Origin of the sequence: Lutibacter sp. A80 (assembly GCF_022429645.1) — a bacterium.
In the GTDB taxonomy this organism is placed as follows: Bacteria; Bacteroidota; Bacteroidia; order Flavobacteriales; family Flavobacteriaceae; genus Lutibacter.
This window is the reverse complement of the sequence record NZ_CP092480.1, coordinates 3352721-3369226: the sequence shown is the minus strand read 5'-3', so window position 1 is coordinate 3369226 and position 16506 is coordinate 3352721. Positions and strand designations below refer to the sequence as shown.

Here is a 16506-nt window from a genome sequence, read left to right as displayed (position 1 = left end):
ATACTCTCAAATACATTTTGGAGGTAATTAATTCAAATTAGGGTATAAATAGGTCTTTATGAGTTAAAAAAAAGAAAGTTTACTATTTAAAGGAAACTTTCTTCCTATATATAATAAAAATTAGCAAGTGTATTCTCTCTCATATATAATAATATACAATAAAAAAAAGCCCTTACAACTTAGCGTTATAAGGACTTTTTTCAGCAGAGAGGAAGGGATTCAAACCTTTGGAGATTTCTCTTTATTTATAAGGACTTCTCTACTCCATTAAATTTTTGTTGACCGATTTGTTGACCTAACCATTGATATCCATTGGTTAATTTTAACTTTCAATCTTATTACAAATATACGATTTTCAATACATTAAATAAGTTTAAACTTCAACAAATACTATGAAACTTTTCGTAAATATTCATTCACTATTTCCAATTTAATACCACTATATTCTGCAAATTCTTCTGAAGTAATGAACTGATGTTTTTGTTTCCCGAAATGTAATTTAATTGCATTGAGCAACTTTCTTCCATAGCGTTCACTTCTTCCTGTGATGCATTGAATGTCTTTTGGGTAAATACAAGCTCTTACTATCTTCATTTTAATACTCTATCTATACTTTATCCTACTAGAATCTATACTTTGTCTATACACCCTTAATTGTATTAAAAAGGACGTTTACGGAATGAATGGGTTTAGGTTTTTTAATTCTTTTATAAAGATAGCTTCATTTGTTGAGAATTTAAAATTTATACAATTATGGCTAAACAAACCGGTATTATTAAATTAAAAGGAACCATTGGTGGTATTTCCTTTTATAAAACAAGTGATGGGCATTTGGCTCGTGAAAAAGGCGGTGTAGACAAATCTAGAATTGCTAATGATCCTGCTTTTCAAAGAACGCGTGAAAATGGTTCTGAATTTGGAAGAGCTGGTAAAGGAGGTAAAGTTCTTCGAAATGCAATTCGTATTCTTTTGCAGAATGCAAAAGACAAAAGAGTAGTTAGTAGATTAACTACTGACTTATTAAAAGTAGTTAAAACAGACACGACTAACGCTCGTGGATTGAGAACTATTCAAGATGGGGTTATGAGTCCTTTGGAAGGATTTGAATTCAATTTGAATGGTAAACTTGGCTCAACACTGTTTGCTCCTTTCTCAACTTCTTACGATAGAGTTAGTGGAGATATCTCTGTTGACTTGGCTGCTTTTGCTCCTGCTATTAGAATTGCTGCACCATCTGGAACGACACATTTTAAAGTAGTAACTGGAGCTGCTGAATTAGATTTTGAAAATGAAGTTTCATCTTTTGAAAATGATGAAACTGCTATTTTACCTTATGACAGTGCAAACACAACTGCAATTGGATTAACAGTAACTGCACCTGCAAATTCTACTCACCCAGTATTTATTGTATTGGGAATAGAATTTTACCAAGAGGTAAATGGACAAATGTATTCGTTGAAAAACGGAACTTACAATGCTTTATCAGTTGTAAAAATTGATACTGTATAATGGAATTGGTTTTGCATAGAACCTATTTTGAAAAGGGCACGAATAGTGTCCTTTTCTTTAATTCTAAATTTCTAGGTTTTACTATTGAATTGCCCTGGAAAGAAAACAAGAGAATAATTTCTTGTATTCCTGAAGGTGTTTACAATTTGAAACCTCGTTTTTCTGAAAAGTTCAAACATCATTTGGTGCTTGAGAATGTTAAAGGTAGAAGTTTGATATTGATTCATCCTGCTAATGACGCTTTAAAAGAATTACAAGGATGCATTTCTCCTGTAACTTATTTATCTGGAATTGGAAAAGGAACTACTTCAAAACCATTATTTCAAAAGATAGTTTCATTATGCTACCAAGCATTTGAACGAAAAGAAAAAGTAACCTTAACTATAAAATCTTAAACAATTAATTATGAAACTTAAAGAACGTTATAAAAAACCGACTCCACCTTTTTTTAGAAAATTGAGAAACATTGGAATTGCATTGGCCACTGCAGGTGGTGTAATTATTGCTGCTCCAATTTCATTACCTGCAGCTGTAATTACAGTTGCAACTTATTTAACTGTTGCCGGAACGGTAGCTACGGCTGTAAGTCAAGCTGTAGTTTCTGACCAAAAGAAAAAACAGGAAGAAATTATTGAATAATTTCTATGACTAATGATATACAAATAAAGTCTGGGGTTATTGGTGGGACTTTACTTTCCACTGTATTAAATATTAGCTTAAACGATGTGATTTTTACTATTGTTATGGCTGCTATTGGTGCAGTGGTTAGTTTTTTTGTTTCTTATTTTTTGAAACGACTATTTTCTAATAAATAAAAAAGCCTAGCTAAATTTTTAGCCAGGCTTTTTTTATATGCATTGTTGCGTGCAGTTCTTTTACTTAATGTTTTTTAGACTTGGATTTTCTTTTGTGTAATAATCTCCCACAACTAGTATGCTTTTGTTAAGTTCTTCAGTTATGTATGAAGTCGTATAAATCATTTGATAATTATCTCCATCAAAATCATTAACTCGTTTAATTAATAAATCTTGTAGATTTTGAGCTCTTATCATTTCAATACCTTTGTCTTCCATATTATCTGCAAAAATAAATCTTGGATACCTCATCTCATCTATATGTAATGAAGCTAAAAAGATCGAAAATCTTGCCGCAACTTTTAAATAGAAATTTGAACTTGCTGAATATTTTGAAAACTTACTGGTTAAAAATGCAATGTTATTTGAATAATCTATAAAGAAATCATTTGCGTTTTTAAATTCATCTTGCCTCTCTAAATCATTGTTAAGTAAGTAAATTCCTTCTTCCTTAATTTTTTCGTTTATTGTTTGTTTTAATAATGTTTGGGCTTTCTCTGTTTTGAAAATATACGATTTTAGATAACTTACTTCTTTTCCTAATTGATTCTTCTTTTGGAGTAATCTGTCATATAATTCTGCATTTTCTAACATTGTTCTAAATTGAAGAATTTCCCCTTCTATAAAACCTTTTTTATTGTTTAAGTTGTCTATTGCTTCTTCATTAAATGACTTAACGTCTTCTAATGCGGAATTAACTTGTTTTTGAATATCGTGAAGTTTTCCTATTTCACTTGAATGTTTAGATTCTAATTCTAATAAATTTCTCTTATTAATTTCAAGTATTTTTTTTGATTCATTAATCTGGAAACCAATTTCAAGTTCCATTCTTCTTGCTTGAACTACTCCAAAAGATTCATCTATTGGTTCTTTGCATAGTTTACAATTTGAACTTTCTGTATTTGTTTTTATTTTTGATAAGCACTCTGGACAGTATTCTAGAGGAAGATTCCCTAAAAATTCTCTCGTATGAATAGAATTCTTTAACGCTATTATTTTTTTATCAAGTGTTTCTATAAAAAAGGCAGAGTCTTCAATTTCATTGTTCAAATAAGTAATTTGATTTTCTATATCAGCAACAATTTTACGTTGTAAAATTGCATCTTGATTTAGTTTTTGAAAAGAAAGTTCTGAATCTTTTTCATAATTAACTTCCTTATCCTTATTTCTTATAGATACAATTTCTTGTTGGATTTCAGATATTGCAATCTCTCTATTTTCTATCGCTTCGTTAATATGTATTGGATTAAGCGCTAGAGGGTCAGAAAAAAAATGTGAAGTTGCTTTTATTTCACTTTTAATACTTTCAAACTCTTTTTCAGCAGATATCAGACGTTTTTTATTCTCATAAAGTTCTTCATTATATACACCTAATAATAAGTCAGATACAGTCTCTCTTGTCAATTGACTGTCAAAATGTTCATATAAAAATAATGAACTAGTTGGTGATTCTTGATCAATATATAAAAGTCTTAATATTTGGTGAAATGTAATATTGTTATCTCCTTTAACAATTGGTAAATCAAGATTGTCAAACATTATATTTGAAAAACTTTTTCTATTTTCAGTAGTCTTGTAACCAAATTTTTGCCAACTTTTATCTACAGGTGGATTAAAACTTTCATCCATATTACCCCAAAAAAAGTATAAAGGTGATTGTGTGCTTATATTACTTTTTTCGTCTTTTATAATATCTCGTTTAATAGTAAATGTAGCACCATTCATTTCAACTTCTGCAATAGCTTGTGAGCATAACCTTGCTTCTGGTACAAAATCATTGAAAGCTCCACCCAATACGAAAAAAATAAAATGTGTAATAGTTGATTTACCACTACTATTATCACCACGAATTATATTTACGCCTTTATGAAATTTTTCATCATAAGCGATTTCTCCATTTTCAGTATAAATACGGAGTCTGTTTAGGAATAAATTATTACGCATCATATTTACTTTCTAATAGGTTAGTTCTGCTCTTTAATCCATCCGTTCCAAATAATGATATTTGGTTAAAATGAGAAGTCATTAAAGCAATTACGTTTTTTTCTTTTGCAGGTAAATCTTCAAAATTCTTAACAAATTCAATCAATATTTCTTTGTTTATTATTGATATTCTTTGTTGATTTAAAAAAGATTTATCTATAATTCCATATGAAGCTATACAGTTAAATGCAGCTAGTTGGTATGGTTTTATTTTTTCAAATATCTTACGGCTTTCAGATATTTTCTCATAAGGATTTTTTGAATCTTTTATGAATTGTTTTCTTAACTTCCGTATGTCAGATTCTCCCTGCTTTAGCTTTATTTCGTGAATTTTACTTGGGAATAGTAAATAAAAATCCCAAATTCTTATCCTTTCAATTTCAATTACACTTTTGTTTTCAAACTTATTTAGTAAGTGAAGTAATCTGAAAATTGTATGATATAAGTCTAGAGCTTGGTTATATACTATCATAATTTTTCCAATTTATGTGACATTGACCTGTTAAGTAATAAACCATCCCAAAGATATCTTCCGCATTGTAGTTTAATATTTCATCATCTTCACCTTCTAAATTTATTAAATCGAGTACAGGCTGAATTACTTTTACAACTACTTCTTTTAATATTTCACTTTTGGAAGAACCAATATCAATTAATGGTGTAATAAATGCTTCGAAATCCATTTTTATTTTTGCGAATAATTGACTGTCTATCCATTGTGCGGATTCAAAAAATCTATTTAGTTGAAGACGTTTAGCATACTTTTCTTTTCTCTTGATTGCAGAAATAACTTCATTTTCGCTAAAACCACCATCAGATAATTTTGTTTCAGCACTAATTCCATCAAGTTTGGTTAAATAAAATTTTAAAGCTTCCATTGTCCCTTCATACCTTTCATCATTTTTAACTTCTTCGTTTAGTTTCTCAAATCTTCGTGCAAATCTAGTTTTCTTGGTAAAAATAATGGGTCCGTTATTTTCCTTTATATTTAATTGTTTTTTGATAGGACCATTGTTGTTAATGTGTTTTTCCATTACATTTCAATTTTTCCTTTATTCTTTTTTATGTTGATCTGTTTACCAATTTTATTTTTATTGTTAACAATTATGTCTGATTTTACTTTTTTACCTAATTTAGGTATTCCATTTCTTTCAAAATAATCAAGTAATAATAGAAATAAACAAAGAGTAACCAAAGTAATGCTTAAAACTATAGAGGAACTTCCGACACTACCTTCTATTTGACCTGTAGTATTTGTATTTACTTGTTTTAAAATAAATTTTAATGATAAAGAATTTAAAGTCAATAGAAGTGAAAAAACAGACCAAAAGGCTTTCATATATCTTCTAACAGGGTTAGAAGTAAATGTAAATACTCCACTAATTGTTGCTAAAATTAATGATATTTTCCAATTTTTTAAAAGTAACCAGGATATAACAAATGCAATAGCAAAGACAATCAATGTTATATAAATCCAATTTATTTTTTTCATTTTTTCTTTTTCTTGACAACTATCAAATATAAATTAAAATTTGTACATATTTGACTATAATCATTTTATACTAATCTGGTTAGCTTACAAATCAGTTTTTCGTTGGAATTGCACACAACTTGTTATATACAAACTAATCCCACTAATTATTAGTTTAAAACAAGGCATAAGCCAAGGTTTTACATATTTTAATAAAATCAATATGATATAGCTTGCAATTATTTTTTCACTAAATTACAGTAAATGAAATTATATATCAATAAAATCTCTTTATTTAAATTTATTATTGATATTGCTAATTACAGAATGCCTATTGATAACAATTAATTATTAATTGCAAGCCTGCTTGCTTTGAAAGGTCAATCATATTTTTTGTACCTCTGCTTTTACTATCCCAAAAGGCAATTAATGCATCAGCATAATTTGCCATTTGTTGGTTTCTTTTTGGTCCAGCAGCTCTCCCAAACTTATCCCAATTTGCAGGGAACCTAGTTAATTTATATCCTCGTTCTTTTGCGTATTGTTCTCCAAGCTTGTCGGCTCCTCTGTAATAGGCTCCGGATACAATTTCAATATTGTTTTGATCCTGGAGAATGTTATCACATTCGGCACATAATTTTTCGTAATTATTGAAGGCTCGACTTCCGGCAATTATTAGTTTCATTTGATTTTGGTTTAAGAGGATGAGACCCTGAAACAAGTTCAGGGTGACGTTCTTTTAAAAATTAAGACCTCAACAAAGCAATTTTTAATTGTGAAATTGCTTGTATTTGTTGTTTGAGATTTTCTTCAAAAGCATTTATTTTTTTGAGTTTTTCAACTTTAATTTGCCATTGTTGCTCTTGGTAATTTTGTAATGCTGTATTAATCACATTTTTAGCATCTGAAATACAGATAAAAGGGATAACACTTCCTTTTAAATAGTAGCCAAAAAACTTTCCAATTTTTAGAGATAGGCATAAATAATAAAGTGACTCCCGGCTAACTTCGGAATTAGTTGTAATTACAAAACAGTTTGGGCAAGGTTGCTCCATCGGCTTACCACTGTTTAATCCTTTATTTAAAATAAAAAAGTGCGGTTTAGTGTAGGTTCTTCCTACGTTGTGAGTTTTAATTTCAAAATTTGACATAGCTACGCATTAAAAATTGCTTCGCTACGCTTCGCACATAAATTTTGAAACAAAAAGAAAAAAGAAAGCACGAGTGTTGGTTGTGTGGCAAAGGCTGTCAAGGTTTTTGAGAAAAATACAACCTGTGTAGAATGTTGAAACGAAACCGAATGTATATGAGGTGGAGATTTTTTTCAAAACCCATAGGGCTTGACCTTGAAAGGCTATGTGTGGCTGATGAAGGGAACAACCTATATTAGCTGACTTTTTTATTTTTCCTTTGAACTAAAATTATTGTTTTATGTACAAATCATTTTTAAATTATTATTGAAAAACTAACAGCTATCTATTGAAATCCAAATATGCTATAAACACCTTAAATAAAGTCGTAGAATATAGATAATTAGTAATAATGACACTTGATATACTATTAATAAAACGTTTTAAAGTTGATATAAGCAGGTAATGTGCGAAGCATTCAAGCGAGCCGCCTAGCGAGTTGAACGAAGGGTGTTGGGGCAAAAGTACGTTGCCGTAGGTATAAGTACGTGCAACAACTACGTGGTACACGCAAAGTTGGCGGAGTTTTTGAAGCTTTGGGAAAAGCAAGTGCAATTTATGGAGTGAGGAATGTAGAAATGTTGTGTACTTTATTTTGCCTGTTAGTTGTTGGTTTATTGTTGTTGGTTGGGTTGGAAACTAATTTAGGTTTTAAAATCAAATTTATAAAGTACCATAATGACGAATGAGGAACAGAATACATTGCTCTTGTACGCGTTTGCAATATGTAATAAAACCGTTGTGTGATTTAAAATCGGATTGTTATTGAATTATTTCAATATCAATTTTACTGAATTATCCTATTTACTTGCAACGGTTTATTTTATATGCAAAATGGCTGCCTTCAAAAACTGTGACAACTTGATTAGCCCGAAGTGAGCGGCAGGCGAGCGAAAATAGTGTAATAGCGGTTTACCCCTAATTAAAATGAATTTATACCTTATTGGGTTTTAGGGGTAAAAGATAGCTATGCGTGAGTAATGCGTGGAATGTGTGAAATAAAATAAATTAACTAGTGCTAAATGAGGACTGTGGACGAATTAGTGCTATTTATGGTATATGCAAGGGTTTGAAACTATATTTATCTTTTTAATTGATGAGATTCTGAAACAAGTTCAGAATGACGTTACTACTTAAATTTACCTTGCAGATATATTTTATGAAACAAAATGGAGCGTATTGCGAACACCTTATTACCTGCACGAATGTTTGTACTTTGTACTGATGTTTGTTTTGGAAACGGATTTGTTGGTAGTTCCTATTTTGATGAGATTCTGAAACAAGTTCAGAATGACGTGCTAAAAGCGCAAAGGCAAAGAGTAAGTGCTTTTTTCAAGCTCTTACTGTGCGAAATTGAAAGCTGTATTTTTAGTTATTTTTTAACTGAATATTTGTATAATGATGAGATTCTGAATCAAGTTCAGAATGACGTCTTGTTGTAAAATACTGCTGTAAATGGGGTGTTGTTAAAAAAAAGAGCCCTCCGAAAAAGACTCTTTTAATTATTGACTTAATGATTATGACCTGAATGATCATCTTTTTTCATTTTACCTGTTTGATTCATCATCATAGAATGATCGTACTTACAACAACCTGGTAAATTTTTGTAAGCATCTTCACTACCTGCAACTTTTTCGGTATCATAACCTGAAGCTGCAATAGCTTTATGAATTGTCATTGTGTTTGTTTTGTTACTGTCAAAAGAAACATCAATCTTCTTTTTATCAACATCCCAATTGGCTCTTGCAACACCTTCTACACCATTTGCTGCTTTTTCAATTGTTTTTTTACACATTCCGCAATTACCTCTTACACCAAATGTTGCGTTTGTCATAGCCATACTTTTAGCCATTTCAGTTTTGGTTGTATCATTATCTTTTTTAGTTTGGCTATTACAGCTTGTTAAACTCATTGCTGCTATTACAGCGATACTTAAAATTACTTTCTTCATTTTTAAAAATTTAATAATTAATAATTGTTTTATATTTATTCTATTACTTGTTTTACTTCTCCACATTTCAGCATTGCATCACCGAAATACGGGTTTAGAATTTTTTCTTCTTTACTTAACCAAGATGCACCATTATTGTTATCTGCCATTGGGCAAAATTCTACATAGACTTTTTCATTAACACCAAATAGTTGAATTGCTTTGATTAAATGATTTGATAATTGTTTGAAATGATTTCTATGTTCTTTAATGTCTGATGCATTGGCAATAGATTTTGCAGAAGATTTTATTTCCTTTTCAAAACTCATCCAATGATTATGTGCTTCACCTTTAACTAATTTCATATCTACTTGACTTAATTCATTAAGAAGATTGTTACTATTTTCGGATGCTTTTTTTACATCATCATTTACTAATGCATCCTTCAAATTTATATAGCTCTCAAATACCTTGTTTAATTGTTGTTGAAATGTTTTAGATACTTCCAGTCTTTTATTCATTTCAGAATGGTCTGCATCAGTATTATCAGGTTTGTTATCCATACCTAAATGACCTTCGTGACCTGTCATAGTTTTACCACCATTTTTATTCATCATTGACTTTTTACCTTGTAGTTGTGCTGCTGCATCAATTGTAAACGTACCGTTTGAAACTATTTCGTCACCAATGTTTAAACCTTTTAAAACACTATAACTTTCGCCAAATTGATTACCTAACTCAATTTCTTGCATTTCAAAAACAGGCTCATTAGGATTGGTTTTTAAATACACAACAGAGCGTTCACCTGTCCAAAGAATAGCTGAAGATGGAACCATTATATTTTTATCGTTATTCAATTTTCCCGATTCAACTTTACCAGTTACAAACATTCCAGGTTTAAAAACATTATTAGAGTTTTTGAGTACAACTCGTAATGTTACAGTACGTGTATTTGTATTTAAAATTGGGTCTATAAAGTCTACTTTTCCCTTAAATTCTTTATTTGGATAAGCATTGGTTGATACTTTAACTTCCTGTCCTTTTTTGAATAAGTCTATTTGATTTTCATAGACATCAAAGTTTGCCCAAACTGAATTTAAATTTGCTATCTTTAATAAAGGTTGACCTTGTTTAATATAATCACCTTGTTCAACTAACTTTTCAGTTACTGTTCCAGATACTGTTGCATAAACAGGAAAATTTTCTTTAACTTTTCCAGTTTCTTCAATCTGATTAATTTGGTTATCAGATAGCTTCCATATTTTTAGCTTATTACGTACAGCTTTATATAACTCTGGTTGTGATTCTTTTAGCGAAGCTGCTGTAATCAATTCTTGTTGAGCTGCGTATAATTCAGGTGAATATATAGTTGCCAATAATTGACCTTTACGAACTTCTTCACCAGTAAAACTTACATTCAAACGTTCAATTCTTCCAGAAAAATAACTGACTTGAACAGTATTAGCTTCTTCATTTTCAGCAATCTTTCCAGAAAGTTTAGTAGTGTTATCTTCTATACTTGCTTTTCCAACAATTGTTGTTTGGATATTGGCTAAAGCCATTGCATTTTTTGTTAGCTTGAATTGGCCTGCCGATAAACCATCTGCTCCAGATGCAGCTGGAATTAAATCCATACCACATATTGGACAATCTCCTGCTTCGGGTTGCATAATTTGTGGGTGCATTGAACACGTCCACATTTGATTGGTTTCTACCGTTTCATTGTGATTATGCTCTTCTTTTTCATTAGAAGAATTGCCGAATAACAGCCAACCTAATAGTAGACCTACTGCTAATATTCCTGTATAAATTATATATTTTTTCATTTTAAAATTTGTTTAATAGCATTAATATTGCCATTACAATCATAATGGCATTTTCTATAAAAGTTGCTTCTGTCATTGGTAACTTTAAAGCAGTACCTAAACAAGCGCATCGTATTGACTTTTTATCTAATAGTGTTTTTGTCACTCCAATTGTCGTTATTCCTAAAACAACAAGTGTAATTATTAAAGCAATGTTTACTTCAAATCGCATTAAGAACATTAAACCTAAAGCGGTTTCTATAAAAGGATAAATCCAACCATAAATGGGAATACGCTTTGCTAATGGGTCATACATTCTGAACGAATCTGGAAATCCTTTTAGGTCTAACATTTTAAAAAAGCTAAATACTATGTAGAATAAGCCCATAAAATCGAGCATAAACTCACTCCAACTCCAATTCTTATAATGTAATAGTACACTTGCTGAAGCGATATAAAAGATAATAAGCAATAAAGGTTTTAGCTGTTGCAATTTGCTTTTTTCCTCTTCCAATGAATTAGAAGATATGCTTGATGATGCAAATACATTTTCCTCTTTCTTTTCGGATAAATTATACTTTTTAGGTAGTGCATTTTGCAATGTTTCAGTATCAATATGTTTGCTCATTATAAGTTCTGCTTCTCCTTGTTCAAGATTTACAGTTACATTCGTTATGTTATCTAATTCGCTTAAATATTTTTCTACTGATGCTTTGCAGTTATTACAAGTCATTCCTTCAATTTTATACGTATGCTTCATTATTGTTGTGTTAAATAATTAATAATTGTACTTTGAACGTAATAGGTTTTAATGGATTCAATTTGGTTTATTTGAAACTTTAGCTGCAATTCTTGAATATCCAACACATCATTAAAATCAATTGTTCCTGTTTCATAGCTTTTGATTAAAATATCTTCAGCATCTTCCGCTTGTTGTAAATTTTTGGTTTGAGTTGCATAACTTATTCTTGAAGAAACACGACCATTAACAGCCTTATCTAAAAATGTTTCCAACGTATTCAAACGTTCATCTTTTTGAAATTTAATTTCCATTTGTTGTAGTTCATTCTGTTTTGAAATTGATTTGTATTTTTTGTTGAAAATTGGAATTGAAACTGAAACCATTGGCATAACAATGTCCTTTCCGTTGTCACTAAAATCCATATTTGGTCTTTCTTCTACATTGATATAGTCTAAACCAAAACCAATCATAGGGCTACTTTCTTTTTGATTTAGTAACTCTGATTGTTCAATAGATTGGTATAGCTTATCATATTTCAACAATTCAGGATGTAATGCTAAACTTTCAGTATTAACTTCAAAATCATCTGATGGAATAACTAAACTATCATCGATATTTACAGTAACATCATTTTCTCTATTTAATAGGTTGTTAAACTTGGTTTGTTCTGCCAAATATTCTTGCTGTAACACATCCTTTAACTGTTGCATTTCATTTTGACGCATTTGTAAACGCAATACATCAACTGCTGATGCTTTACCAACCTCAACGGAAGTCAAAGCCATTATTTCATAAGTTTCTAACAGATTAATATTCTCTGTTAACACCTTTTGTTTTGCTTTATTAGCATATAGTCTATAATAGGATTGTGAAACTGAAGACATTAGTTTACGTTTAGCAATTACAATATCTTCATACTTAACATCTGCTAATGAACTAACGTAATTTTCTCTTGCCGAAATATTACCAAACCACGGTAACATTTGTTTTGCAGATACTTTAAAACGTTGAGCACCTGTTCGAGTTTCTGGTTCGCTTACAAAATAACCTACTCCAAATTCTGTATTTGGAACCGTATTGACTTCATTTACTTTTTCTGAAACTCTTTTATGTTGCAATTCAAATTTTTGAATTTCAGGGTTGTTTTCTAACGCTGTATTAATAAGTACATCTAATTGTTGCGCATTTGCAAAGAGACTCAAGAAAAAAGAACCAAGAACCAAGACGCCTTTTATGTTTATTATTCTATGTTTCATTATACTGTTTTTTTTAGTTTTACTTCTTCTTTCCAACTATATAATACCGGAACTACAAATAGTGTTATTAAAGCAACTAACATTCCACCAAAACTTGGTATTGCCATAGGAATCATAATATCACTACCTCTTCCTGTAGAAGTTAATACTGGTAATAATGCCAATATGGTTGTAGCTGTTGTCATTAAACAAGGTCTAATACGTTTTTCTCCAGCTTCTACAACAGATGCTCTAATCTGTTTTTTGTTTTCTGGTGTATTTCTATCAAATGTTTGTGTTAAATAGGTTGCCATTACAACACCATCGTCTGTTGCAATACCAAAGAGAGCAATGAAACCAACCCAAACGGCAACACTTAAATTAATTGGATGTATTTGAAATAATTCACGTAAATTCTCTCCAAAGAAATTAAAGTTTAAAAACCAATCTTGACCATAGAGCCATATCATTATAAATCCACCTGCAAAAGCTACTGCAATACCTGTAAATACCATTAAAGATGTTCCAATTGATCTGAATTGGAAATACAGAATTAAAAAGATAATAGCTAATGCCAATGGCACAACTACTGACAAGGTTTTTTCTGCTCGTAACTGATTTTCATAAGTTCCTGTGAATGCATAGTTTATTCCTTTTGGTACAATTAGCTCACCAGAATCTATCTTTTCTTGGATTAGTACTTGTGCATTTTCAACAACGCTTATTTCTGCAAAACCATCCATTTTATCAAATAAGACATAGCCAACTAAAAAGGTGTCTTCACTTTTAATAACTTGTGGACCTTGTTCGTATCGGATAGTTGCCAACTCGCTTAAAGGCACAGGACTACCCTTTTCAATTGGTACATAAATCTGTTGTAAGTCTGTTGGGTTTGCTCGTAATTCTCTTGGATAACGTACGCGTACACCATATCGCTCGCGACCTTCAACCGTTTGGGTTAAGACCATACCACCAACTGCTACTTTTAATACGTCTTGAACATCCTGCACCGAAATGCCATAACGTGCAATTTTCTCTCTATCAATATCAATTAACAAATAGGGTTTACCAACAATTCGGTCTGCAAAAACAGCTTCATCTTTAACACCTTTAGCTTGTTTGAGTATACCTTCTAACTGAACACCAAATGCTTCTATTTGCTTTAAATCTTGACCCTTAACTTTTATTCCCATAGGTGCACGCATACCAGTTTGTAGCATTACCAATCGGGTTTCAATAGGCTGCAATTTTGGTGCAGATGTAACACCTGGTAGTTTGGTTACTTTTACAATTTCTTTCCAAATATCATCAGGTGATTGTATTTCTTGTCGCCAATTACGGTAGAACTCACCATTATTGTCTGGAATGAGTTGAGACCTTTCAACTGCGCTAAAGGTGACATTTTTGGTGTTATTTGGATTCGATATAAAACGACCATCTTTCAACTCAAATAAACCATCATCATTGACTTTGTAGCGTTGACGTTCTCTGTTTTCATTCAGCATATATTCTGGTTTGTACTTAATGATGTTTTCATACATTGATAAAGGTGCTGGGTCTAAAGCTGATTCTGTTCTACCAGCTTTACCAACTACGGTTTCAATCTCTGGAATACTGGCTACTGCCATATCCAATTGCTGTAAAACACGTTTGTTTTCTTCTACACCAGAATGTGGCATTGAGGTTGGCATTAGTAAAAATGAGCCTTCATTTAATGATGGCATAAACTCTTTGCCTGTATTCTTCATAATAAAAAAACCTGCAATTACAATCGCTGTTGGGACTGATAAAAAGAGCAACTTATTATCTAAACACCATCTTAAAATACGTGTATAATATTTGATAAATAAAGAGAAAACACCTAATAAACCAAAGCAAATAATACTAACAAAAATGAGATTCCAGAAAATGCTTTTATCAACGCCTAATGGTCTCCAATATTCGGCTAACAGGAATACAATAGCAGATACTGAAATGATGATATTTGTTAGATTAGCTTGCTTCTCTGATACTATTTCTTGTTGCTTTAAAAGTGCAATGATTCCAAACCCAATTAATATTAACCCTAACCAATAACCGTTTATTATTGCAGCAATACCTAATGCTATTAAAACGCCATTTAAAAGATATTTAAAATTGGTTTTAATGCTTTTCTTTCTGAATAAAAAAGCTGCAAAAGGTGGAATTAAAAACAATGCTACAATTATTGAAGCTGTTAATGCAAAAGTTTTTGTGAATGCTAATGGTCTGAATAATTTACCTTCAGCACCTATCATTGTAAAAACAGGAATAAAACTTATAATTGTTGTCATTACTGCGGTTACAATTGCGCCAGAAACTTCGGCTGTTGCATTGTAAACTACTGTATTAATGGATTGTGTTCCATCATCTTCATCTAAATGCCGAATAATGTTTTCTGAAAGTATGACACCAACATCTACCATTGTACCAATTGCAATTGCAATACCAGACAAGGCTACTATGTTAGCATCAACATTAAAGAGCTTCATTGCTATAAATACCATTAGAACCGCAACAGGTAATAATCCAGAAATTAAGATTGAAGCTCGAAGGTTAAATACCATTATGATTATTACCAAAATGGTTATTAAGATTTCTAAAGTCAAGGCTTCATTTAGAGTCCCTAAAGTTTCCTGTATCAATTCTGTTCTATCGTAAAAAGGTACTATGGTTACCTGTGAGGTTCTTCCATCCGCCAATACTTTTGAAGGTAAACCTGTACTTAATTCATTAATTTTTTCTTTTACATTATTGATTACTTCCATTGGGTTTGCACCATAACGTGCCACTACCACAGCGCCTACAACTTCTGCACCTTCCTTATCTAATAATCCTCGTCTTGTTGCTGGACCTAATGAGACTTTTCCAATGTCTTTAATTTTTATTGAAGTGAAATTTTCAGAATCAACTACAGCATTTTCAATATCTGCAATAGATTTTACATATCCCAAACCACGAACTAAATATTCAGCTTGGTTAATTTCCAAAGTTTGTGCGCCAATATCCTTATTACTTTCTTTTACAGCTTTAACAATATGATGTAAACCAATGTTATATTGACGCATTAGTTCTGGGTTTACATCCACTTGATACTCCTGAACATAACCACCAATAGATGCAACTTCGGAAACACCACTTGCCGAGGACAAGGCATATTTAACATAGTAATCTTGAATACTACGTAATTCGTGTAAATCCCAACCACCTGTTACATTACCGTTTTCATCACGACCTTCAAGTGTGTACCAAAATATTTGTCCTAAACCTGTAGCATCAGGACCTAAAGCTGGATTAACACCATCAGGTAATAAACCACTTGGTAATGAGTTTAGTTTTTCGAGAATACGACTTCTACTCCAGTAAAACTCTATATCCTCTTCAAAAATGATATAGATACTTGAAAATCCAAACATAGAGGAACTACGAATGGTTTTTACCCCTGGAATACCCAATAATGATGTGGTTAATGGATAGGTTATTTGGTCTTCTATATCTTGTGGGGAACGACCATCCCACTTGGTAAATACGATTTGTTGATTTTCACCTATATCGGGAATAGCATCTACTGCTACAGGATCACTTGGTAAAAATCCTGTATCCCAATTAAAAGGTGCGTTAACAGTTCCCCATCCAATAAAAAGAACAAGTAATAAAACTGCAACGAGTTTGTTTTCTATTAAAAATTTGATGCTTTTATTTAGCATATGATTGATTTTAAACAATTAGACAATAGTGTTATAAAAACACTGAATACAGTAAATTATCC

The 16506-nt window shown here is 31.1% G+C and carries 16 protein-coding genes; 4 read left to right on the top strand and 12 right to left on the bottom strand.

Going from position 1 to position 16506, the window contains the following annotated elements:
* Positions 1-390: 390 nt before the first annotated feature.
* Complete coding sequence (locus MHL31_RS13985) at positions 391-594, bottom strand: hypothetical protein (RefSeq protein ID WP_240226568.1); 204 nt, start codon at positions 592-594, stop codon at positions 391-393.
* A gap of 159 nt (positions 595-753) precedes the next feature.
* Between MHL31_RS13985 and MHL31_RS13980 the strand changes: the two genes are divergently transcribed.
* The 3 genes from MHL31_RS13980 to MHL31_RS13970 are packed head-to-tail and all read left to right on the top strand — an operon-like array spanning position 754 to position 2148.
* A complete protein-coding gene (locus tag MHL31_RS13980; protein ID WP_240226567.1) occupies positions 754-1509 on the top strand; it encodes a hypothetical protein in 756 nt (251 codons plus the stop codon).
* Entirely contained in the window at positions 1509-1904 is a 396-nt protein-coding gene (locus MHL31_RS13975; protein WP_240226566.1) for a DUF5675 family protein, read from the top strand. Before MHL31_RS13980 ends, MHL31_RS13975 begins: the two co-directional genes overlap by 1 nt.
* 10 nt (positions 1905-1914) lie before the next feature.
* Complete coding sequence (locus MHL31_RS13970) at positions 1915-2148, top strand: hypothetical protein (protein ID WP_240226565.1); 234 nt, start codon at positions 1915-1917, stop codon at positions 2146-2148.
* Between the two features lie 236 nt (positions 2149-2384).
* Here the strand turns inward: MHL31_RS13970 and MHL31_RS13965 are convergent, their stop codons facing one another.
* The 6 genes from MHL31_RS13965 to MHL31_RS13940 all read right to left on the bottom strand — a co-directional run bounded on the left by MHL31_RS13965 (position 2385) and on the right by MHL31_RS13940 (position 6968).
* The gene (locus MHL31_RS13965) at positions 2385-4310 is read right to left on the bottom strand and encodes an AAA family ATPase (RefSeq protein WP_240226564.1); all 1926 of its coding nucleotides are present in this window, start codon (positions 4308-4310) and stop codon (positions 2385-2387) included.
* Positions 4300-4818, bottom strand: a complete 519-nt coding sequence (locus MHL31_RS13960; RefSeq protein ID WP_240226563.1) for an ABC-three component system middle component 5 — start codon at positions 4816-4818, stop codon at positions 4300-4302. The genes MHL31_RS13965 and MHL31_RS13960 overlap by 11 nt, the downstream gene beginning before the upstream one ends.
* Entirely contained in the window at positions 4805-5380 is a 576-nt protein-coding gene (locus MHL31_RS13955) for an ABC-three component system protein (RefSeq protein WP_240226562.1), read from the bottom strand. The genes MHL31_RS13960 and MHL31_RS13955 overlap by 14 nt, the downstream gene beginning before the upstream one ends.
* Positions 5380-5838 (bottom strand): hypothetical protein, encoded by a 459-nt coding sequence (locus MHL31_RS13950; protein WP_240226561.1) that lies wholly within the window; start codon positions 5836-5838, stop codon positions 5380-5382. The genes MHL31_RS13955 and MHL31_RS13950 overlap by 1 nt, the downstream gene beginning before the upstream one ends.
* A gap of 310 nt (positions 5839-6148) precedes the next feature.
* A complete protein-coding gene (locus tag MHL31_RS13945; protein ID WP_240226560.1) occupies positions 6149-6502 on the bottom strand; it encodes a DUF2493 domain-containing protein in 354 nt (117 codons plus the stop codon).
* A 61-nt stretch (positions 6503-6563) separates the two neighbouring features.
* Positions 6564-6968: a hypothetical protein gene (locus tag MHL31_RS13940; RefSeq protein ID WP_240226559.1), complete on the bottom strand. Its 405-nt coding sequence runs from the start codon at positions 6966-6968 to the stop codon at positions 6564-6566.
* A gap of 1208 nt (positions 6969-8176) precedes the next feature.
* Between MHL31_RS13940 and MHL31_RS13935 the strand changes: the two genes are divergently transcribed.
* A complete protein-coding gene (locus MHL31_RS13935; protein ID WP_240226558.1) occupies positions 8177-8449 on the top strand; it encodes a hypothetical protein in 273 nt (90 codons plus the stop codon).
* Between the two features lie 68 nt (positions 8450-8517).
* Here MHL31_RS13935 and MHL31_RS13930 read toward each other — a convergent pair whose 3' ends face one another.
* Genes MHL31_RS13930 through MHL31_RS13910 form a run of 5 tightly spaced genes read right to left on the bottom strand, consistent with a single transcriptional unit; the run spans position 8518 to position 16444 of the window.
* Positions 8518-8958: a heavy-metal-associated domain-containing protein gene (locus MHL31_RS13930; protein ID WP_240226557.1), complete on the bottom strand. Its 441-nt coding sequence runs from the start codon at positions 8956-8958 to the stop codon at positions 8518-8520.
* Positions 8959-8993: 35 nt separating this feature from the next.
* Entirely contained in the window at positions 8994-10763 is a 1770-nt protein-coding gene (locus MHL31_RS13925) for an efflux RND transporter periplasmic adaptor subunit (protein ID WP_240226556.1), read from the bottom strand.
* Position 10764: 1 nt separating this feature from the next.
* Positions 10765-11502: a heavy-metal-associated domain-containing protein gene (locus MHL31_RS13920; protein WP_240226555.1), complete on the bottom strand. Its 738-nt coding sequence runs from the start codon at positions 11500-11502 to the stop codon at positions 10765-10767.
* Positions 11502-12740: a TolC family protein gene (locus MHL31_RS13915; protein ID WP_240226554.1), complete on the bottom strand. Its 1239-nt coding sequence runs from the start codon at positions 12738-12740 to the stop codon at positions 11502-11504. The genes MHL31_RS13920 and MHL31_RS13915 overlap by 1 nt, the downstream gene beginning before the upstream one ends.
* The gene (locus MHL31_RS13910) at positions 12740-16444 is read right to left on the bottom strand and encodes an efflux RND transporter permease subunit (RefSeq protein WP_240226553.1); all 3705 of its coding nucleotides are present in this window, start codon (positions 16442-16444) and stop codon (positions 12740-12742) included. Before MHL31_RS13910 ends, MHL31_RS13915 begins: the two co-directional genes overlap by 1 nt.
* Between the last annotated feature and the right edge of the window lie 62 nt (positions 16445-16506).